This window comes from Pedobacter sp. 05L430 (assembly GCF_056397585.1).
This window is the reverse complement of sequence record NZ_JBFTNT010000018.1, coordinates 1-23,101: the sequence shown is the minus strand read 5'-3', so window position 1 is coordinate 23,101 and position 23,101 is coordinate 1. Positions and strand designations below refer to the sequence as shown.

The window sequence follows — 23,101 nt, the reverse complement described above, 5'->3', positions numbered from 1 at the left end:
TATTATAACCCCTCAATGGCCAATATACATTTTTCAGAAGAAGGTAAACATGCAGAAACCCCTCTTAAGAAAGCGAACTATAAATCTTTTGTCATATGGATTGGTATAGTTGTGGTTTTAGGTGTTGGCTTGTTTATTTGGGCACCATGGTCTTCGGGCTTGTATAATAAATATGAGATCAGCAAACAAATGTCGGTAACAGAGCGTGGTGAAAGTGCCGGTGTGCTTAATAAAGCGGCTGAACTATATAACGCAGGAGACTATACTGCTGCACGTAAGATCATGCAAAGAGAATACATGAGTAACCCGCAGGATCCGCTGCTTTCTTATTATTTTTCTATTACGCTGATAAAGAATTCCCAGGAACATGAGGCAAGAACCGTACTTAAGAAATTGTACGAAGGAGAGTCAGCGTTTAAATACGATGCTGCCTATTATGTGGCATTGAGTTATATTAAACAAGACAACAAAAAAGAGGCCTTAATTTGGTTATCCAAAATCCCACAAGGTACCCCGAATTACCAAAAAGCGAAAGAACTTTCAGGTAAACTGTAAATCAATTATTAATGAATATCCTAGATCAGGATAGTGCGTGAACTACAATAGGTGTAATTTAAATTTTGCTGATACGTTGCTTTTCTTTTGGGTAAATTTTACTTTTTGTTTGCTTCAGCAAGAGGAAAGCAAAACAATAGCAAAAGAAATTGTACATAAACATTACACATTATGTCAATGCGTTTCATGGATATGTCTATGAACTCTTAAGTGTGTTTTAAGATTAAACTTTCAATAAGTTTTGAAAGTTTAATAATTTGTTCTTACATTTGATCTATGAAAAGCTTAAAAAACCACTTGATCCTTTTTGATGCAGAATGCCCAATGTGCAAGCTGTATACCAAAGGTTTTACTAAGGTTGGAATGCTTGATCCGACAGGAGCACAACCTTATCAGAACATGCCTCAAAATGTTTGTCCTTATGTAGATCAGCAGCGGGCGGTGAATGAAATTGCACTGGTTGATACTGAAACAGGGCAGGTAACATACGGCATAAACAGTTTGTTTAAAGTGCTCGCAAACTCAATCCCGTTGTTAGGGCCACTCTTTTCTCTTAAACCTTTTATCTGGATAATGAGTAAGGTATACGCTTTTGTATCTTACAATAGAAAAGTAATTATACCTGCTGAAATTACAGAAGATAGCTTTGCAATTCAACCTACTTTTAAATTGAGGTATCGCATTGCATATTTAATATTCACCTGGTTTATGGCCAGTTTTATACTTACACATTATGTGGGTTTATTAAAAGAGCTAATGCCTGTTGGTAGTACCTATAGAGAGTATTTTATTTGTGGCGGACAAATTGTTTTTCAGGCAATTGTGGTAAGCATTATGGCATGGGATAAAAAGTGGGAGTACCTGGGTAATATGATGACGATATCTTTTGCCGGATCTTTATTGCTGCTACCTGCTTTGTTGATGGCTAAGTTTTTGGTATTGCCTGCACTTTTTTACGCTGCATATTTTATGGGAGTGGCCGGCATTATGTTTCTGGAACATTTTAGACGAATGGGTATTTTAAAACTAGGATATATACCTACCTTAACCTGGGTGCTGTACAGAATAGTTGTTCTTTTACTGATCCTCTTTATCTAAAGAATATGAAATACGCAAAAATAGTTCTGGCTGGAGGTAACGGTTATCTGGGTAGTGTTTTAGCTAACTACTATAAAACTATTGCCAGGCACGTGGTGATCCTCAGCAGAAAAAGTAAAGCTGCTGAAGATAATGTGGAAACAGTTTTATGGGACGGAAGAACTGAAGGGCAGTGGACCGAAACGCTTAAGGATGCAGATATGCTGATCAATCTTTGCGGGAAAAATGTAAACTGCCGTTATAATGAAAAGAATAGGGAAGAAATCATTGCCTCAAGAACAGTACCCACCAGATTGTTAAATAAAGTAATTGCCGAAATGGCTAACCCTCCAAAACTTTGGATCAATGTAACTTCTGCTACAATTTATCGCCATGCGGAAGATCATTCACAGGATGAATATACGGGAGAAATTGGTTATGGCTTTTCTATTGATGTGTGTAAACAATGGGAAGCTTCATTCTTTGAAACAGAAACAGCTTTAACACGTAAAGTTGCATTGCGGATGGGGATTGTTTTAGGTAGAAATGACAGCGTGTTCCCTCGTCTGCTTAACCTTGTTAAATTCGGTTTGGGCGGCCATCAGGGCGATGGACAACAATATGTTTCATGGATTCATGAACATGATGTAGCCAGGTGTACCGAATGGTTATTGAATAACGAAGGACTTGTGGGGGTGGTTAATTGTGTCGCCCCGCTGGCAGTTAAAAATACAGAACTGATGCGCTTGATCCGTAAGGCTTTTGGTATTCCATTTGGATTGCCTAGTCCGCAGTGGTTATTGGAAATAGGTATGCTTTTGATAGGTTCAGAAACAGAATTGGTTTTAAAGAGCAGGTGGGTAGTACCAAATCGTTTGCTTGAATCAGGTTTTGTATTTCAGTTTCCTAATGCAAAACATGCTATTCATGATATTTTGAGCATAAGGGTCTAATGGTGTTTCATAAGGGGTTCTATATCTGAGTGGTTATCAGAAATAATCTTTATCTTGAATAGCCAAATATACTAAGCCTTATGACCTGTAGAACTTTAAAATCCGGTAAGAACTGGTGCAAATGGATGTTTGTTGTATCAGTGCTGCTTGTAATTTCTTCTTGTAAAAAGGATAATAAGCATGAAGATCCGCCGGTAATACCAAAAAGCGACAAGCAGTTAAAAACCTTTAGCTTTAGTGCCAGGAAGAACCATGTTCTGGTGAATGATGTTAACGGCGAGATTGTAGGCGATACCATATATGCCAGGGCATTTGCCGGAACGGATATCAGTAAGCTGATACCATCATTTACTTACGATGGGGTAAAGATCGTTATTGGTGAAGTAACTCAGAAAAGCGATACAACCGTTAATGACTTTACACGTTTGGTAAGTTACAGTGTAGTAGCTGAAGACAATTCCAAAAAGACATATGTTGTTAAGTTTACAGACAACGGTATTGCGGCACTTTACATCAACACAAATAATGTTCCTATAACCAGTAAGGATACTTATGTAACGGGCTCCTTAAAGTTAGTGAGCAATTTTAAAGATGTAGTTTATGAAGGTAAAACGGAAATAAAGGGAAGAGGCAATTCGACATGGTATGATATGCCTAAAAAGCCTTATCGCATTAAACTCGATAAAAAAGCAGGTCTGCTGGGTATGGCAGAAAGTAAGAACTGGGTGCTTTTAGCTAATTATGCCGACAAAACTTTGATGCGTAATGAACTCGCTTTTATGCTGAGCAGAAATATGGGGCGTGCTTTTACTACAAATTCGAGATATGTTGAAGTATATTTAAACGGATTGTTTATTGGTAATTATCAGCTAACTGAACAGATTAAAGAAGGCAAGGGACTGGTTGATATTGAAGAGCAGCCTAATGGTACCACCGCCTTGCCTGATCTTGCAGGAGGATACCTGATAGAACACGATCTTTTTGCTGATGGCGAGCCAGTATATTTTAAGACACAAAAGAATATGCCTTTTGTAATTAAGTATCCTGATGAAGATAAGATCAATCAGCAGCAAAAGGATTATATCAAAAACCATTTCCAGAAATTGGAGGACGCCTTGTATTCGGCTGATTTTACAGATCCGGTAAATGGCTACAGAAAGTATTTTGATGTAAATAGCTATGTGGATTTTTATATTGTAAATGAAGTAATTGGTAATCCGGATGCGTTTAGGAGCACCTTTATGTTTAAAAAACGTAACGACGATAAGATTTATGTTGGCCCGGTTTGGGATTTTGATAAGGCGGCAAATAATGATAACCGTTTGGGCGATCAGGTAAACGGACTAATGTCTAATTCAGCCTTTGAGCCTAAGATATGGTTTAAAAGATTAATGGAGGATCGCGCCTTCAGGCAGAGAATAAGAGAACGATGGAACGAGCTTAAAGCCAAAATAAAAACATTGCCTGATGCAACGATACCGCTTGCCAAGAAGCTTGCGGTTTCGCAGGTCAGGAATTTTACCACATGGGATATCTTAAAGAAACAGTCATATTTAGAGCTCCAGGTATCGGGGTCGTACGAAGGAGAAGTCGCGTATCTGAAAAATTTCCTGACAAGGCATATTGACTGGCTGGATGCGAAATTCAACAGCAGCGAATATCAATAGCTTAAGAAAAAGGGGATTTTTATTATTTTTGCTTTATGAATACTAAACAAGCTTATAACATCTGGGCTGCACAATACGATACTAACGATAATAAAACAAGAGATCTGGAGGGTTTGGCTTTAAAGTTATGCCTTGCCCGTGTTCCATTTAATAAAGTTTTGGAGATTGGTTGTGGAACAGGGAAAAATACAGAATGGCTGATTGGAAAAGCCGCCATGATTACAGCGGTTGATCTTTCAGATCAAATGCTGGCCAGAGCAAAAGATAAAATAACATCTAACAGGGTTGAGTTTAAACAGGCAGATATTACTGCCCGCTGGAATTTCAGAGATGGCTTATACGATCTGGTAACTTTTAGTTTAATATTGGAACACATCGATAATCTGGATTATGTTTTTAATCAGGTATCTAAATCTTTAAATCCTGAGGGGTATGTGTACATCGGTGAATTGCATCCTTTTAAGCAATACACTGGTACTAAAGCCAGATTTGACACAGAAGAGGGTAAGCAGATTGTAGATTGTTTTAACCATAATATATCTGATTTTATTCAGGCTGGTAAAAAGCATGGACTGACATTGGTTGATGTTGAGGAGTATTTTGATGACAATAACAGAACAGATATTCCAAGAATTTTAACCATCTTGTTCAAGAAATCCTAATCATTCTATATGAAAACCCTTACATTAATCGTTTTAACTCTGGTAATGTTAACCCCGTTCCAAAAGTCAATGGCGCAAGCAGAAAAGAAGCAACAAGGAGCAGTTCTAAATCATATTGCAGTGTATGTTACTGATCTGGCTAAGTCTACAGCATTTTATAAAGATGTTTTTGATCTGGAGATTATTCCGGAGCCGTTTAAAGATGGTAAACATACCTGGTTCTCTATTGGCCCTGCCGGACATCTGCATTTAATTCAAGGTGCAAAAGCAGGCGTAGAGCATGATAAGAATGAACATTTATGTTTTAGTGTACCTTCTGTAGACAAGTTCATTACGCTGCTAAATGTTAAGAAAATTGAATTTGAAGACTGGGCGGGAACACGTAAGGCAGTTACTTTAAGGGTTGATGGTATAAAACAAGTATATTTTAAAGATCCGGACGGCCATTGGCTTGAAGTGAACGATGATCATAAATAGTGTGATTTTCGATAAAAAGTGCAAGGCTTATGATAATAGACATTGAGAATAAATTAAAGGTAAAGGATATTAATCCCACCGCTATGCGTTTGTTAGTGTTGGAGTTTTTAACCAGGCAAAATGCGGCCATCAGTTTAAACGACCTGGAAAGAGGGATGGCTCCATCGGATAGGATTACGCTTTATCGGACATTGAAAACTTTTGAAGAAAAGGGGCTGGTTCATAGTATTGAGGACGGCACCGGTGCCACAAAATATGCTTTATGCGAGGAAGATTGTGATGGAGAAAATCATCATGATCTTCATGTTCATTTTTATTGCAATACCTGTAAGGAAACATTTTGTCTGCCAAATACCAAAATACCTGATATCTCACTGCCTATTAATTTCTTTCGTCAGGAGATGAACCTCATTATTAAAGGAATATGCGATCAGTGTAATCCATCTATACCTTTGCAATAGCATTGCATAGCTGTAGCCTGTACCTTTGGCTATATATTTAGAGTTATGCAATTATCAAATAATCATAAAGATTGCTGTTCGGTTGAGGAACCAAAAAAAGCAGCACCACACAATCATAAAGAGAACCATCAACACGAACATTCTGATGATGATGGGCATAATCATGGCGCCGAGGAACCATCAGGGATAATAGGGCATTGGCCATTATTAACAGCGCTGGCCATTATCATTGTTATGATGGTATTGGAGTATGGTTTTAGTATTGTGTTTAGCAATGTTATTCAGCTGGTAGTTTTTATCCCTGCTTATTTATTGGCCGGGTATGATGTGCTTGCCCTGGCATTTCGAAAAGCAATAAGACTTGATTTTTTTAATGAGTTTTTTCTGATGAGTGTAGCTACTATTGGAGCCTTTACAATTGGATCTTATAGCGAGGGTGTTGCCGTTATGGTATTCTATTCGATAGGAGAATGGTTTCAGGATTCAGCTGTTAGTAACGCAAAGCGAAGTATTAAGGCTTTACTGGATATCAGGCCGGACAGTGTGGATGTGATCAGAGATGGAAAGGTAATTAATGTGCTGCCTGCTGAGGTTCAAATTGATGAAATTATACAGGTTAAACCGGGTGAAAAGGTAGCACTTGATGGTGTGTTAACATCGGATAAGGCAACCTTTAATACTGCTGCCCTGACTGGCGAAAGCAGACCTGACAATAAAGAAAAAGGTGAATCTGTACTTGCCGGTATGATTAACCTGAACCAGCTTGCCGAATTAAAGGTTACAGCCTTGTTTAAAGATAGTAAGCTGAGTAAAATTCTTGAAATGGTGCAAGACGCTACGGCCAGGAAATCTCAAACACAATTGTTCATTTCGCGCTTTGCCAAGGTGTATACTCCAATAGTGTTTTTATTGGCTGTTCTTGTGGTTGCAGTCCCTTATTTTTTTGTAGCCGATTATAACTTTAGCGATTGGTTGTACAGAGGGCTGGTATTCCTGGTAATTAGTTGCCCTTGTGCATTGGTGGTTTCTATCCCCCTGGGGTATTTTGGCGGGATTGGCCTGGCATCTAAGAATGGTATATTGTTTAAAGGGTCTAATTTTTTGGACGTAATTACTACTGTAAATACTGTAGTGATGGATAAAACAGGAACGCTTACCAAGGGAGTTTTTGATGTCCAGGAGGTAGTTGTGGCTAACGGATATAATGAAAAAGAGCTTGTAAGGATAGCTGCTGCGCTCGAAAGTAAATCAACCCATCCAATTGCTGTAGCAGTTAAGGAATATGCCGGAGATGAAATCTCAGGAGTAAAAATTGAACAGGTTGAGGAGATTGCCGGTCATGGTTTAAAAGGAATTATTGATGGTAGGGAGGTGCTTGCGGGTAATGCGAAATTGCTTAAAAAGTTTAACATAGCTTATGATAATGCCATAGATGACATTACCGATAGCGTAGTAGTTGTAGCCATTGATAAGATATATGCCGGTTATATCACTATTGCGGATGAAGTAAAAGAAGATGCCAAGCAGGCCATTGCGGATATGCATGCCCTGGGTATAAAAACGGTAATGCTAAGTGGTGATAAGCAAAGTGTAGTGAGCAGGGTAGCGGCCTTTTTAGGTATTGATGATGCATTTGGTGATCTTTTACCTGAAAATAAGGTGGAGAAAGTGCAGGCGCTTAAGGATAAAAATTTAAAGATTGCTTTTATTGGTGATGGGGTAAACGATGCGCCTGTTGTGGCATTGGCGGATGCCGGAATTGCTATGGGGGGATTGGGGAGTGATGCTACCATAGAAACTGCCGATATTGTAATACAGAACGATCAGCCTTCAAAAATTGTAACTGCAATAAAGATTGGTAAGATTACGCGCAGCATAGTTTGGCAAAACATCGCTCTGGCTATGATTGTGAAGGTTGCTGTATTGATTTTAGGTGCTGGTGGTGTGGCTACATTGTGGGAAGCGGTGATAGCTGATGTGGGTGTGGCACTGCTTGCTATTCTGAATGCTGTTAGAATACAGAACATTAAATTTTAAGGGAGAATACGCCGTCTCGACTATAGGAGAGATGACGAGTATAAGGATGAAACGCGTGCACTGCGTGTTAGGATGATAAGTATTCTTGTTTTTTGAAAAAGTTGCATCGACATTGAAAATTTTGCGCAAAGGTTTGTTTTGCTAGTTAAAAGGGTTTTTTGCTTGTTTTTGCCGCCTCTTGTTAGAAACTTTTGCACTGGCTGTTAGGTTTTTATGTGAAATAATAGGTAATTTACATTAACACACTGAAGCCAAATATTGTAATGTCGTTATGAAATTTTTTCGCAACAAGAAACTATTGGTCCTGCTTGTCCTTTTTGCTGTGGTGATTGTATGTTCACTGCTGATGTCGTATGATAAGAAAGTGGATTTCAATACTGAAGTAAAACCTATTATTAACAAAAAATGTATTTCCTGTCACGGAGGCGTGAAAAAACAAGGAGGATTTAGCTTGTTATTCCATGAGGAAGCAATTGCTGCTACTAAAAGTGGTAAGCCTGCTATTATCCCCGGAGATCCTGATGGAAGTGAGCTGATAAAACGCTTGCTAAGCAAAGATCCTGAAGAGCGTATGCCTTACAAACATGAAGCACTCAATGAAGATGAAATAGACATTTTTAAGAGGTGGATAAAACAAGGTGCCAAATGGGGCGATCATTGGGCTTATTTGCCAGTAAAAGAGGTAGAGATACCAGATGTTAGTGGCGACTGGGCTAAGAATGATATTGATAAGTTCATCCTTGAGAAACTTGATGAACAGGAATTAAAACCATCTGCCGAGGCCGACAGACCAACTTTATTAAGAAGGGCAAGTCTTGATCTGATTGGGATGGCTCCGCCAAAAAAACTGGCAGAACAATACTTAACAGCCAAAGATGGAGATAAAGCCTACCAAATCTTAGTAGATTCATTAATGGCCTCTCAGCGTTTTGGAGAGAAATGGGCATCTATGTGGTTAGATGTTGCAAGATATGCAGATACCAAAGGCTACGAGGCCGATGTGGGCAGAAACATCTGGCAATACCGCGATTGGGTGATCCGTGCATTTAACAAGGATATGCCTTACAATGAATTTGTTACTGAACAGATAGCAGGTGATTTTTTTACAGATCCTACCGACGCCCAGTATATCGCTACAGCGTTTCAAAGAAATACCATGACCAATGATGAGGGTGGTACAAATAATGAAGAGTTTAGGGTTGCTGCGGTTTTAGACCGCGTTAATACTACCTGGGAAGGATTGTTGAGTACAACATTTGCCTGCGTACAATGTCATAGCCATCCGTATGATCCATTTAAGCATGATGAATTTTATAAATTCATGGCTTATTTTAACAACACCAGAGATGAAGATATTTCGTCGGAATATCCTTTGTTAAGACAGTATGATGATTCCTTGCAAACAAAATTAACTTCATTAACTGAATGGTTAAAGGTGAATGTATCGCCTGAAAAATCAAAGGAGATTCATAAATTCTTAAAAACAGGTCAACCGGTTATCAACTCTGTTATTGCTGATAGTATGGTCAACGCGATTATAGGAAATAACAACATTGCACTTTTCTTTAAGAATAATGCAGTAGCCAGAATTCCTGCCGTGAACCTAAACAAGGTTGATCAGCTGATTTATAGATATTCATCTGGTAAGCCGGGTGGAAGTATGCAGTTAAGGTTAGATAAGCCTGGCGGGCCGGTAATTGCCTCATGGAAAGTTCCTGAAGGCCCCGGTTACCGAAATCTGGCTGTTGATTTTAAAGCTCAGACCGGTGTGCATGATGTTTACCTGACTTATACTAATCCAACAGCAACTAATAGGGACGAAGTTATTGTATACTTTGATTGGTTCCGTTTCTCACCACAGTTTCCTGGGAAGGGTAAGCCGGGATATGAAGAAAACAAAGCGACATTCTGGACGCTGTTGAATGCCAACGTACAAACGATACCTATTATGGTTGAAAATCCGTCGGACAGATCCCGCAAAACATTTGTGTTTAAGCGAGGAGCATGGATTACACCTGGAGCAGAAGTACATGCCGGCGTTCCTAAATCTTTAGCCTACGCCATGCCGGCTAATGCACCTCAAAACAGACAAGGGCTTGCCATGTGGCTTACGGATAAAAGGAACCCCTTGCTGTCAAGAACTATGGCCAACCGCTTGTGGGAGCAGCTGTTTGGGACAGGTATTGTAGAAACATTGGAGGATATGGGCACACAAGGAATGAACCCGACTCATAAAGAACTGCTGGATCATTTGTCGTGGCAACTCATGAATGATTACAAATGGAGTATGAAGCGGTTGATTAAGGAAATGGTGATGAGTGCAACATACAGACAAGATTCGAAAGTTACTGAGGATACGAAAAAGAAAGATCTGTTTAATAAGTATTATGCACGTGGATCGAGAATGAGACTGACTGCAGAGCAGATCAGAGATCAGCACCTTTCTGTGAGTGGAATATTAAGTGCTAAGATGTATGGTCCGGGTGTAATGCCTTGGCAGCCAAATGGTATTTGGAATTCGCCATACAATGGAGCTACCTGGAATAATGCTACAGGTGAAGACCAATTTAGAAGAGCAATTTATACTTATTGGAAAAGAAGCTCGCCATACCCATCTATGATTGCTTTTGATGGAGCGCAAAGAGTAGTTTGTAGTCCGCGGAGGATCAGAACCAATACACCTTTGCAGGCATTGGTTACACTTAACGACTCGGCATATATAGATATGGCTAAATATTTTGCTTTAAGAATGAAGAAGGAGGGTGGGAAAGAAATAAAAAGTCAAATTGCTAAAGGATATGAGTGGATGATGTATAAGCCTATATCAGGTGCTAAACTTAAGGTGTTAGATAACCTTTATCTAACGGCATTGAATGACTATAAAGTACACCCCGATAAAGCAAAGCAAATTCTTGGAGGCCAGCAAACGGATAAGTATCCGGAAACAGCCGCTCTGGTGGTTGTGGCAAATGCAATGTTGAATTTGGACGAAGCGGTAACAAAAAACTAATTGTAATGACAAGAGATGAATTGAACGCACATCGCCTGGTAAAAGAAGCTCAGGAAACTGAACTCAGGGCTTTTACACGCAGGCATTTCCTTAAAGAAAGTGCAATGGGACTTGGTGCCGTGGCTATGGGAGCCTTGTTGGGCAGCTGTGGTTTGGGAGGTAAAACCAATAATGATATTTTGTATGATCCGGTGCATCCTTTGTTACCAAAGGCACCACCTTTTTTAGGTAAGGCTAAGAGTGTAATTTACCTGCATATGGCAGGTGCACCTTCTCAGCTGGAATTATTTGACTATAAACCGGAGCTGATGAAGATGGACGGACAGGATTGTCCGCAATCTTTGCTGGCAGGTAAGAAGTTCGCTTTTATTACCGGAGTGCCTAAAATGCTTGGCCCGCAGGCAAAGTTTGCACAGCATGGCCAAAGCCGGGCATGGGTTAGCGATAACCTTCCGCATTTTTCTACAATGGTAGATGACGTTAGTTTTTTAAAGGCAGTTTCGACAGATCAGTTTAACCATGCGCCCGCGCAGTTGTTAATCCATACAGGGAGCCCTCGTTTAGGCAGGCCAAGTATGGGCAGCTGGGCTACTTACGGATTGGGTACCGAAAATCAGAACCTTCCGGGCTTTGTGGTACTTACCAGTGGCGGAAGTTTTCCTGATGCCGGTAAGAGCATATGGGGCAGTGGATTCCTGCCTTCTGTATATCAGGGGGTACAATGCAGAAGTGAGGGAGACCCGGTATTATTTATCAAAGACCCTCATGGAATGAGCCGTGATTTGCGCAAGGCTTCTATAGATGCGATTAATGCATCTAACGAACAAGAGTATGCGGCTTACAATGATCCTGAGATATTATCGCGTATATCGCAATATGAGATGGCTTACCGGATGCAGATTTCTGCACCAGAGGTGATGAATATTAATGATGAGCCTGAATACATACATGAAATGTATGGAACACAACCAGGCAAATCTTGCTTTGCAAATAACGTTCTGCTTGCCCGTAAATTAGTTGAAAAAGGGGTAAGGTATGTACAGTTATTTGATTGGGGCTGGGATGCGCATGGTGATGGACCTAACAATTCCTTAAATATAGGACTGAAGAATAAATGCCGCAGTATTGATAAACCGATTACAGCATTACTTCTGGATTTGAAACAGCGTGGCTTACTTGAAGAAACCCTGGTTGTTTGGGGTGGTGAGTTTGGTCGTACGCCAATGATGGAGAACCGTAACGGGGTTCAGAACCCGTATAATGGAAGAGACCATCATACGGATGCCTTTACCATTTGGATGGCCGGAGGCGGCATTAAAAAAGGTTTTACCCATGGAGAAACTGATGAGATCGGATACAGCGGCATAAGTGGTAAGGTGGATGCCTTTGATATTCAAGCCACCATACTGAATCAACTGGGTTTTGATCATGAGAAATTTACTTATCCTTTTCAGGGTCGCCCGTTCCGACTGACGGATGTCGCCGGCAAGGTTATTCATGATGTTATTGCTTAATTAATTTACTTAAAGAACTTTTACCGCAATTATAAATGCACCAAAACAGACGACATTTTTTAAAAACTACTGCAACGGCAACAGCTGCCGGATTATTGATTCCGCTAGGCGAAATAGCTGCTCAGGAAATTCCTTACGTTAAAGCAAAGGCAGGCTATGAATTGTTATTTATGGCTACCGATTGGGGTTTCCCTGGTACTACCGATGAGTTTTGCGCTTTAGCAAAAAAAGAAGGCTATGAGGGGATTGAGGTTTGGTGGCCTGGAGATGATGCCAAAGCGCAGGAGAATTTATTTACCGCACTAAAGAAACATGGTTTACAGGTGGGTTTTTTATGCGGTGGCAGCCAGAGTGAGCCAGCAGTACATTTAAATGCCTTTAAGAAAAATCTGGATGCAGCAACAGGGAATAGTTTTCAAAAGCCTGTTTATGTGAACTGTCATTCTGGTAAAGATTATTTTACCTATGAGGAGAACAAGCTATTTATAGATTATACAACCAAAAAGAGTAAAGAAACCGGTGTTCCGATTTATCATGAAACACATCGTGGGCGAATGCTTTTCTGCGCACCTATAGCAAGAAACTTTATTGAGAAAAATCCTGATTTGCGGTTAACTCTGGATATATCGCACTGGTGTGTGGTACATGAAAGTTTGCTGGCAGATCAGAAAGCAACTATTGATATTGCATTGGAAAGGGTAAGTCATATTCATTCCAGAGTTGGCCATCCGCAAGGAGCACAGGTTAACGATCCGCGCGCACCAGAATGGGATGGTGCTATAAAAGCACATCTTGCATGGTGGGATAAGGTTATAGAACGTAAGAAATTGAAAGGCGAAAGGATGACCATTTTAACAGAATTTGGTCCACCTGATTACTTACAGACCTTGCCCTACACCCGACAGCCAGTGGCCGACCAATGGGCGATAAATGTTTATATGATGAACCTGCTGCGTAAGCGTTATCAGTTGTAAGAGATGACATTATTATCCATTCCCGACCTTATCGGCCGGTTTCATCCTATTCTTGTTCACTTACCAATAGGTATTTTGTTGCTGGGATGCCTTTTTCAACTGTTAACTATTAATACCAAGTTTTCTGCGCTAAAGCCAGCAGTGCCCTTTATTTATTTACTTGGAGGACTGGGTGCTGTTTTTTCTTCAGTAAGCGGTTATTTGTTGTCGCAAAGTGGAGATTACGATAGCAATATGGTTGGCATCCATCAGTGGCTAGGCATTAGCGTGTCGGTTATTTCGCTGCTTGTTTATACGATGTATAAAAAGCAGGCTAAAGAAGGCGTATTAAACCTGGTAGCCATAATTTTAATCGTTCTGATAACCATTACCGGGCATTATGGGGGTTCACTTACTCATGGATCTGATTATATCAGCTCTGCGTTAAAAGATGATGGGAAAGGAAAGGCCGCTATACCGCCAATCGCAAATGTACAACAGGCAATGGCATATACCCATATGATTCAGCCCCTGCTGCAAAACAGATGCTATAATTGTCATGGTGCAGAAAAACAGAAAGGAAAACTGAGGCTCGACGGAAAGGATTTTATATTAAAAGGAGGCGAAGACGGTAAAACATTGGTTCCGGGAAGTGCTGAGGAAAGTGAGTTGATCAAAAGATTGCTTTTGCCGCCTTCTAATGAGGATCATATGCCTCCAAAAGAAAAACCACAGCTTACTGCCGAAGAGATTGAATTGCTGCAGTGGTGGGTAAAACAAGGAGCAGACTTTAACAAAAAGGTGCAGGATTTTAAACAATCAGAGAAAGAAAAAGCACTTCTGCTAAGTTTCCAGACCGGAGCAGCTAAAAAAGAAAATAAGTTAGCTGATATTCCTGAAAAAGAAATTGGAAAGGCAGATGCTGCGGCTATTGAAAAGCTTAAACAGGCAGGTGTAGTGGTTATTCCTGTACTAAGTACCAGTAATTATTTATCTGCCAGTTTTGTTACTGCAAAGGCAAATGCTGATGTGTTAAAGCTTTTAGAGCCGTTAAACAAACAATTGGTTTGGCTTAATTTTGCCAACACCGCTTTAGATGATAAAGGGATTCAGGCAGTTGCTAAACTCGATAATCTGATCCGTCTTAATTTAAGCAGAACTGCAATTACTGATAAAGGAATAGCGTTGATTAAAGGTGTAAGTCATCTGCAATATGTAAATCTTGTTGGTACTAAAGTTACTGCTGCCGGAGTAGAGCAATTAAAAGGTTTAAAAGAATTAAATAGTATTTACTTATACCAAACAGGGATTACTAAAGATGATGAGGTAAAGCTTAAAAAGGTATTTCCTAAAGTGACCCTGGATTTTGGTGGCTACGTTGTGCCTACTCTTGAAAAAGATACAACCGAAGTGAAACCTCCGGTGGCAAAATAGAGACGATGACTTTATTGTTGTAGACTAATCATTTGCAAATTACGCTGCAAATTGATAAGTTTAATACACAATGGGCATTAAAGCATCTGTTAATTACATTTTATTGTGGCTTTGTATTTTGCCTTTTTATGGCAAGACGCAAAGTCATTTAAAGGATGAGATTATCAGATTTGATGAGGGACTGCCCTCTGATTATGTGAGACAGCTCAGTTTAAGTAAAAACGGTTATCTGTATCTGGCAACCAGAAGAGGCTTATCGCAATATGATGGTTATCGTTTTTTAGAGCATCCAGCAGCCCTTACCAATATTACCTCGCTTTTAGTTAAAAACGATGTTATTTATTACCACGATGTTTATAATGGCCTGTGCTTGTTAAAGAACTTTTATGACAAGCCAAAGGTGATTGTGTCCAATAAGTATCATGATACTGATCCAAATAATGATCATTTTGAGAATATTTTTGTTGATTCGGAGGATAGAATATGGTGCAGTGATTTTAACAACATTAAATATTATAATGCTAACGGTTCCAGGGGTAAAGTGTTCTTTACTGATAAAAATGCTGATAAGATAAAGAGGAATATCGTTTTTTTAGAAATACAAAAAGGCGAAATCTGGGTGTTTACAAATCGTGGACTATATGTTTGGCAAAAGAGTACAGATAAGCTTAGTATTCATCCTGATGCTAAACTAAGGAGCTTAAACTATATTTCCGCATTGCGAATCAATAAAGAAGAAGTTCTTTTCGGGACAACTACCGGATTGCTTGCCAAGTATAATCTGATTACACAGGAGATAAAACAATTCCCTTCTTTGCCCGGCAATGACCGGATTATTGGATTAGGCAAAATAGTTTTTGATGGGCTTAACCAGACGTTATTGTATTCTGATCAGTTCGTATATCTGTTAAGCGATACCGATTTAACACCTAAGCTACTTTATAAAACACAAGGACAGATCATTAATGAAGTTATTGTAAATAACGAAACGAAAGTTATTTGGATAGCCACAAATAAGGGGTTGGTGAAACTGTTTAATCGCTATGCTTCGATAAATAATGAGATGCTGCCCGCTGATTTCCAAAAACCGGGGAATATGTTGGTGGATATTGCTGAAATGCCGAATGGCGATATCTACACCTGTGGCAGGGATAACTTAATATGGATTTATAGCAAGGCATCAGTCTGGCGCAAACTCCCACTACCAGATGAGAACGCTAAATGTGAGAGTTTACAGCTTAATGGCAATCAGCTTTTTGTAAGTACAAATGTTGGTGTTTTCCTTGTTGATAACGAAAAGATTAAAAAGCTGCCAATACCCTTAAATGGGGCAATAAGAAAATGCATTCTTTATAAAAATAAACAACTTTGGATATTGCCTGCCGGACAGCCTGTTCAGGTTTACAAATGGCCTTCTCTTGAAAAAGAGGAGGGATTGGTGATGAATGATAAACAGTTTTGGTCTGACAATTTGTGGAATGATATATATGTTCACAATGACGGTAAGATCTGGTTGATCGGCTGGATGCCTAAAGATTTCGGGATTACCATCTATAATGAATCGCAAAAGGCTTTTACTGAAGTAAGTAAGTTTAAAGCAAATGCCAATCATTCGATGTTTTCTGGCGATTATTATAACCGGATTGCCCCGGCAGCGAATAATAATGTACTTGTTTCAGGATATGGCGGTTGGAACCTGCTTAATGCTAATGGAGAGATAAAAAAGTTGTTGAACACTAAAACCTATGATGTAGCAAATGATAGGGTTGAAGGGATTACAGAAGACCATAATGGAAATATTTGGTTTGCGACAGAGGAAGGATTAAATGTTTACAATAAAAATACCGATAAAGTAATCAGAATATCGCAAATAGATGGATTACCAGGCGACGATTTGATTTACGGATTTAGAAAACTGAAAAATGGGAATCTTGTTGTTGGGGTTGAGTACGGTTTATCGTTTATTGACGTAAGTAAAATTGTAAGATCCCAACTGGTAAACAAACTGGAACTGTGCGGCATTAAGATAAATGGCAAAACCATTAATACAAATAACCCTAATATTGAGCTAAAAAAAGGAGAAACAGAACTGGAATTGCTTTTCTCGTCACTTACTTATATTGACAAGCGAAAAATAATATACCGCTATAAATTTAAAGATGAGACCAAATGGAATTACTTAGGTAATAAGGCTGAATTGTCTTTAAGACATCTTGCTCCCGGAGACTATAGTTTATTAATTGAGGCCGGGGACAACATGGAGAACTGGCAATCAAAAGGATTATTGGTAAAAGTATATTTACCCGCCCCATTTTATAAAACGCAATGGTTTTTATTTCTGATGTTTGGGCTTATTATATTGGGTATAGTTTATGTTTACAGGTATTTATTTCATCAGCATAAGATAGAAGAGCAGTATAGACGGAAGCTCAAAGATGCGGAGATGCAGGCCCTTAGATCGCAAATGAATCCGCACTTTATGTTTAATACACTTAACTCTATTAATAGCTTTGTTATTGAACACAAAACTGAAGAGGCGAGTGAATATATTACCACTTTCTCTAAGCTGATGAGAAATATATTGGATAATTCTAAACACACCGCTATTTCTTTGGATAAGGAGCTTGATACGCTGAAGCTTTACCTGAATCTGGAAGCAGTTCGACTGGAACATTGTTTTGAATATATTATTAAGTTCAGCAAGGATATCCATCCGGAATCTTTAAAAGTTCCTCCGCTTATTTTGCAACCCTTTGCCGAGAATGCCATTTGGCATGGGTTAAGAAATAAAGAGGGGATGGGGCTTTTGGAAGTATTGATAGAAAAAAGTGATGAGAACATATTACATATCACAATAAAAGACAATGGCATTGGTCGTGTTGCAGCCGGATCTTTTATGCCAAGCCAGTTTAAACATAAATCTTATGGGGTTGATATTACATCGAGCAGGTTGAAGCTATTGAGCAGCGATAGCCAGATTGTAATTGAGGACCTGTATAATAAACACAACCAGGCAATAGGTACTGCTGTTCATATTTATCTTAACATGATTTATTAAACTTGTAAAAGAATTTTTCCAAGAGATAACCATTTGATAGTTAAAACTTACCGTTTACTAATTGGTTTTCGTGTTTTACGAATTAATGAATTAAATTTATTGGCAAGGACTAAAAGTTATAGACCTAAAATTATCTAGATATGAACGCAATCAGAGCTATTATCGTTGACGATGAGAAGCATGGTATAATAACACTACAGCACTTGCTTAACCAGTGCTGTAAGGAAATTGAGGTGGTTGCTACTTGTCAGAAAAGTACTGAGGCTAAATTAATTATTGAAGAAAGCCATCCGGATATTGTTTTTATGGACATAGAAATGCCTGTAATGAGTGGTTTGGATGTTCTGGAACAATTTGATGAGTTTAACTTTCAGACAATTTTTACTACCGCATATGATCAGTATGCAATTGCTGCATTGAGGTTAAATGCATTGGATTATTTATTAAAGCCAATTGATAAAACGGAACTGAAAGATGCTGTAGACAGGTTTTTAAACAACGAAACTGCTGCTTCTAAGAAACAGTTTCAAATGGCCAAGCACTTTACACAAACCAGAATCATGGATACGTTGGCTTTATCCAGTAGTAAGGGACTTCATTTTATCAAGATAAAAGAAATATTATACCTGGAAGCTACCAGTTGTTATACGAACATTATGATGAACGACGGGCAGGTTCATTTAGTCAGTAAAACGCTTTCGTCATTTGAAGAGGCCCTGGGCGATCATTCGTTTTTTAGGGCACATAAATCCTTTATCATTAACCTCGATTATATAAAACACTATATCAGAGGCGAAGGAGGGGAAGTAGTTATGACTAATAACACTGTCATCAACCTAAGCCGGACAAAAAAACAGGAGTTTCTGAATTTCTTTACCAAGATATAGTTGGGAAGTAATGTTTTTACAATACCGGTTGCAGAATAATAGACTTTAAACTAAATAAAGCTTTTCCATCAGTGTCTGGAGTTAATTTTATGGTGTAAATACCAGGTTTATCAACAGAAACGATGGCAACGGGGTGTTTAATAAATAACAATGGTTTGCCTGCACTAAACTCCGATGTTCTTAATGTTAGAAACTTATAGGTTGTGTTGTTAAAGCTCATCAGACCTTCTTGTTTACTGCTTGCTTCAGGGCATGAATATTCCAATAATATTTTATAATCGCCCGGTTCTGCTACCGAAAACTTAAAAGAAGCTTCATCCCCAGGGCTGCTCATGTTTGTTACGCAGGTGGTGTGTTTCCAGTCGCCAAAATAATGGCTGTAAGTAAGCGATTTTATTTCTGCATTTCCCTTAACCTCAGCATTTACTGCATCTATTGTATTGAACTCATACTGTAATGAAACCTGTGGTATTGAGGCCGCATAACCATCGTTAAGATTGCCACTGAACTGAACAGCAAGCACCGTGTTGTGTTCGTTTAAGGATTTAGGCATGTCTACAATAATATCGCTGCCTTGTTTTATCCATTTAACCGGTTGTTTGTTTGCAAGCTGATACACTTTATTTACTGCTACGTTTACGCCTGGTATCCTGATTTTTCCGTTTCCAGGGTTATTTAGTACATGAAGGTATAGTTTGCCCGGTGCAGATGTGGTAACACCCCAGGGTTGGGCAGGGATTAATCCGTAGGTTGTTCCATAAATACTTTCGCCATTTGCCTGGAGCCATTTACCGGTTTCTCTTAAATATTTCACTGAATAAGGAGGGATGTTACCCTCTCCGTCAGGTCCTACGTTTAGCATAAGGTTACCACCTTTAGAAGCTACGGTTGCAAGGAGCTGGATGATTTCTTTTGGAGATTTAAAGTTCATATCATGACTAATATATCCCCATGAATCGTTATGCGTGTATATGGATTCCCAGGCACCCTTAATTGGCGTTGCAGGAACTTCAGAATCACCAAAGGTGCGATAATCTCCCAGTCCTTGTCCAACCCTGCTGCTAAACAGGCTCTTAGGCTGTAGGGCATGCATGCTGTCTACCAGTTCCTGAGTTTGTTTTTTATCCAGACCGCCTGGCATATCAAACCAAACAATACCCAGATCACCATAATTGGTAAGCAATTCCTTTAGCTGCGGAATTGACTTTTCTTTATAATATTTTAGATAGTCCTTTTTTGTTTCATCAAAGTCCCATTTGTTACCACCACCATTTGGTTCGTGCCAATCCAGGAACTGGGAATAGTAAAAGCCAAATTGTATACCCCTTTTTCTTGTGGCGTTTGAAAGCGCTTTCATAGGGTCTTTCCCATAAGGAGATGCCTTTACGATATTGAAATCGCTTACTTTTGAATCGTACATTGCAAAACCTTCATGATGTTTAGCGGTAATTACCATATACTTAATGCCAGCATCCTTTGCAAGGTCGGCCCATTCATCTGCATTAAATTTTACGGGATTAAATTCTTTGGCAACTTTTGCATAATCTGCAGCAGGAACTTTGGCCTGATGCATTAGCCATTCGCCACTACCGTAATAATCCTTGCCATTCCATACGCCTCCAAGTTTTGAATATAGACCCCAGTGAATAAACATGCCAAATTTTGCTTCTTTAAACCACTTGGCGTTAGGATTTTCTTTTTCATTTACTTGTTTGTCCCATCGTTCAATGTCTTGTGCTATTGATGAGTTAAATACGAATGCAGTGAGAATACCTGTGGTTATAAATACTTTTAAAATAGACATGAATGCTTCGTTTATAGGAAGATTATTGATTTGGTTAATAATACTAAGATAGGGGATAGAGAATAAGATTATTCTTCCTTAATAGCTAATGATTAAACTTTTTTGGCCTGAGATTTATGTTACGCTAATTATTCCTTTTTCCGTAACTTGGTATACATGGAACAGAGCGATACCAAAGGTGGTAATTGGTTGTTAATAACAGGTRTTATATTGGGCTGGTTTGCACTAATAGCGCAGCTTTATCTTACTATGCAAAGCAATATTGTGCCGGTTGATGAGTCGGTTATTCGATACTTTAGCTACTTTACTGTTTTAACTAATATTCTTGTGGCATTGTGCTTTACTTCACTTTTGCTGAAACGAAAGGACAGCGGTTTCTTTACAAAGCCGACTACTCTTACAGCAACTGCGGTGTATATTACTGTAGTGGCCTTAATTTATAATTTGATATTGAGGTTTACGTGGGAACCAAAGGGTTTACAATTGGTAGTTGATGAGTTACTCCATTTAATTATTCCTATTTTATTTGTGCTATACTGGTTCTTGTTTGTATCCAAGGATTCATTGAAATGGAATGATACCTTTAGCTGGCTTATTTACCCTTTTATTTATTTGATGTTTATCTTATACAGAGGATCTGCATCAGGATTTTACCCTTACCCTTTTGTAGACGTGGCGAAGTATGGGTACGCAACAGTATTTGTAAACTGTTTTTATGTGCTTGTTGTATTCCTCGTGTTGTCGTTTTTATCGGTTTGGATAGGAGGAAGGTTTAAAAAAGAAAACCGGTAATTAACCGGTTCCCTTTATCTGTTATTTTGTAATTAAGCCTCTGTATTTCTGCATTGCCGAAATATTTGGATCATGTCCGCGGAAATCTCTGAACATTTTACCATAATCTTCTGTATTGCCTTTTGAAAGTATCATGTCTCTAAAGCGTTGCCCATTAGCAAGGGTTAATCCTCCGTTTTCTTCGAACCAGGAGAATGCATCATGATCTAACATCTCTGTCCACAGGTAAGCATAATAACCCGCTGCATAGCCATTTCCCCAAATGTGTAAGAAGTAAGAAGAACGGTAGCGTGATGGAACATACGACAGGTCAAGATGTGTTTTTTGTAGGGCGGCAGTTTCAAATTTATCTGCATCCTGCAAAGGATCCGTTGCTGATAGCTTATGCCATTGCATATCAAGGGCGGCGGCGGCAAGGACTTCTGTTAATGCATAACCCTGATTAAATGTACCGGCTTTTTTGATTTTATCAATCAATGTTTGTGGCATTGGCTCACCTGTTTTATAATGAACAGCGTAATTTTTAAATACCATTGGATTTATTGCCCAATGTTCATTGAACTGAGATGGGAACTCCACAAAATCCCTGGCAACATTGGCACCAGATAGGCTTGGATATTGCTGGTTTGCAAAGAAACCATGTAGCGCATGACCAAACTCATGGAACATTGTGGTTACGTCATCAAAGCTGATTAATGCCGGCTGACCGGCTGCAGGTTTAGTGAAGTTACATACGTTGAAAATTACAGGTTTAGTACCCAATAGCTTAGACTGGCCAACCATATTGTCCATCCAGGCGCCTCCAGATTTGTTGTCGCGTTTAAAATAATCACAGTAAAACAAGCCTATGGTAGTATTGTCTTTATCAAAGAGCTCGTATACTTTAACATCCTTATGGTATACCGGAAGATCCGTACGCTCCTTAAAAGTGATGCCATAAAGTTGGGTGGCAGCATAAAATACACCATTCTGAAGTACTTTGTTTAATTCGAAATAAGGTTTTATCTGATTTTCATCCAGATCATATTTCGCTTTGCGAACCTGTTCTGCATAGTAATTCCAATCGTACGGCTCTACTTTAAAACCACCCTTTTGCTGATCAATTACAGCCTGGATATCAGCAGCCTCAGCTTTGGCTTTTGCTGTTGCGGAGGGCACGAGTTTAGAGAAGAAGGTTTCAACTGCGGCCGGAGTTTTAGCCATTTGATCCTGCAGTTTCCATGTAGCATAATTAGGAAAGCCGATAAGTTTTGCTTTCTCTGCTCTGATTTTTGCTATTTCTACAATAGCTTTTCTGGTGTCATTTGTGTCATTTCGCTCAGCACGGTTCCAGGAAGCATCAAATAGCTTTTGTCTGGTTGCACGGTTTGATAACATTTGTAGTGAAGGTTGTTGGGTGGTGTTTTGAAGAGATAACATCCATTTGCCTTCTAACTTGTTTGCCTTCGCAGTTTGGGCGGCAGCAGCAAGCTCACCTTCTGATAGGCCTGCWAGTTCTGATTTGTCATTAACAACTAAAGCACCTGCTTTGGCAGCAGCAAGAAGCTGATTAGAAAATTTAGCACTTAACGAGGCCTCTTGTTCATTCAGCTTTTTAAGATTTGTTTTGTCTGTTTCTGAAAGTTTAGCTCCGGCTAAAACAAATGCCTGATAGTAATACTCTACTAATCGTTTTGATTCCTGATCTAATTTTAACTTTTCTCTTGTATTATAAATGGATTCGATCCTTTTGAATAGCTCTGGATTTAATGATATAGCAT

General features: G+C 39.1%; 17 protein-coding genes. 15 read left to right on the top strand and 2 right to left on the bottom strand.

The annotated features are described in order from the left end of the window. The first annotated feature begins 15 nt into the window (after window positions 1–15). The 14 genes from AC1DG9_RS06000 to AC1DG9_RS05935 all read left to right on the top strand — a co-directional run bounded on the left by AC1DG9_RS06000 (window position 16) and on the right by AC1DG9_RS05935 (window position 18,745). On the top strand, window positions 16–555 hold the full coding sequence (locus AC1DG9_RS06000; RefSeq protein ID WP_337715710.1) for a tetratricopeptide repeat protein: 540 nt from the start codon (window positions 16–18) through the stop codon (window positions 553–555). Window positions 556–831: 276 nt separating this feature from the next. Further along, window positions 832–1,653: a thiol-disulfide oxidoreductase DCC family protein gene (locus AC1DG9_RS05995; protein ID WP_337715708.1), complete on the top strand. Its 822-nt coding sequence runs from the start codon at window positions 832–834 to the stop codon at window positions 1,651–1,653. A gap of 5 nt (window positions 1,654–1,658) precedes the next feature. Further along, a complete protein-coding gene (locus tag AC1DG9_RS05990) occupies window positions 1,659–2,585 on the top strand; it encodes a TIGR01777 family oxidoreductase (RefSeq protein WP_337715706.1) in 927 nt (308 codons plus the stop codon). An 80-nt stretch (window positions 2,586–2,665) separates the two neighbouring features. Beyond that, the gene (locus AC1DG9_RS05985; RefSeq protein ID WP_337715704.1) at window positions 2,666–4,252 is read left to right on the top strand and encodes a CotH kinase family protein; all 1,587 of its coding nucleotides are present in this window, start codon (window positions 2,666–2,668) and stop codon (window positions 4,250–4,252) included. Window positions 4,253–4,287: 35 nt separating this feature from the next. Further along, window positions 4,288–4,914: a class I SAM-dependent methyltransferase gene (locus AC1DG9_RS05980; protein ID WP_172660781.1), complete on the top strand. Its 627-nt coding sequence runs from the start codon at window positions 4,288–4,290 to the stop codon at window positions 4,912–4,914. Window positions 4,915–4,923: 9 nt separating this feature from the next. Next, window positions 4,924–5,391, top strand: a complete 468-nt coding sequence (locus tag AC1DG9_RS05975) for a VOC family protein (protein ID WP_246269527.1) — start codon at window positions 4,924–4,926, stop codon at window positions 5,389–5,391. 29 nt (window positions 5,392–5,420) lie between these two features. Then, window positions 5,421–5,852, top strand: coding sequence for a Fur family transcriptional regulator (locus AC1DG9_RS05970; RefSeq protein ID WP_172660780.1), 432 nt, complete (start codon window positions 5,421–5,423; stop codon window positions 5,850–5,852). Between the two features lie 45 nt (window positions 5,853–5,897). Continuing rightward, entirely contained in the window at window positions 5,898–7,889 is a 1,992-nt protein-coding gene (locus tag AC1DG9_RS05965) for a heavy metal translocating P-type ATPase (protein WP_337715703.1), read from the top strand. 271 nt (window positions 7,890–8,160) lie between these two features. Continuing rightward, a complete protein-coding gene (locus tag AC1DG9_RS05960; RefSeq protein WP_288883807.1) occupies window positions 8,161–10,899 on the top strand; it encodes a DUF1553 domain-containing protein in 2,739 nt (912 codons plus the stop codon). A gap of 5 nt (window positions 10,900–10,904) precedes the next feature. Then, on the top strand, window positions 10,905–12,413 hold the full coding sequence (locus AC1DG9_RS05955) for a DUF1501 domain-containing protein (RefSeq protein WP_288883806.1): 1,509 nt from the start codon (window positions 10,905–10,907) through the stop codon (window positions 12,411–12,413). Between the two features lie 35 nt (window positions 12,414–12,448). After that, complete coding sequence (locus AC1DG9_RS05950) at window positions 12,449–13,387, top strand: sugar phosphate isomerase/epimerase family protein (RefSeq protein ID WP_337715700.1); 939 nt, start codon at window positions 12,449–12,451, stop codon at window positions 13,385–13,387. Between the two features lie 3 nt (window positions 13,388–13,390). Then, window positions 13,391–14,800, top strand: a complete 1,410-nt coding sequence (locus tag AC1DG9_RS05945; RefSeq protein ID WP_337715698.1) for a c-type cytochrome domain-containing protein — start codon at window positions 13,391–13,393, stop codon at window positions 14,798–14,800. Window positions 14,801–14,870: 70 nt separating this feature from the next. Then, window positions 14,871–17,858, top strand: a complete 2,988-nt coding sequence (locus AC1DG9_RS05940) for a sensor histidine kinase (RefSeq protein ID WP_337715696.1) — start codon at window positions 14,871–14,873, stop codon at window positions 17,856–17,858. A gap of 140 nt (window positions 17,859–17,998) precedes the next feature. After that, a complete protein-coding gene (locus AC1DG9_RS05935; RefSeq protein ID WP_172660773.1) occupies window positions 17,999–18,745 on the top strand; it encodes a LytR/AlgR family response regulator transcription factor in 747 nt (248 codons plus the stop codon). A 16-nt stretch (window positions 18,746–18,761) separates the two neighbouring features. Here the strand turns inward: AC1DG9_RS05935 and AC1DG9_RS05930 are convergent, their stop codons facing one another. Then, complete coding sequence (locus AC1DG9_RS05930) at window positions 18,762–20,549, bottom strand: alpha-L-fucosidase (RefSeq protein WP_337715694.1); 1,788 nt, start codon at window positions 20,547–20,549, stop codon at window positions 18,762–18,764. Between the two features lie 156 nt (window positions 20,550–20,705). On the opposite strand from AC1DG9_RS05930, the gene AC1DG9_RS05925 reads away from it, so the two are divergent. Continuing rightward, complete coding sequence (locus AC1DG9_RS05925; protein ID WP_477634403.1) at window positions 20,706–21,341, top strand: Pr6Pr family membrane protein; 636 nt, start codon at window positions 20,706–20,708, stop codon at window positions 21,339–21,341. A 21-nt stretch (window positions 21,342–21,362) separates the two neighbouring features. Here AC1DG9_RS05925 and AC1DG9_RS05920 read toward each other — a convergent pair. Continuing rightward, the coding region (locus AC1DG9_RS05920) for a M3 family metallopeptidase (RefSeq protein ID WP_477634402.1) at window positions 21,363–23,101 on the bottom strand (1,739 nt) is incomplete at its 5' end.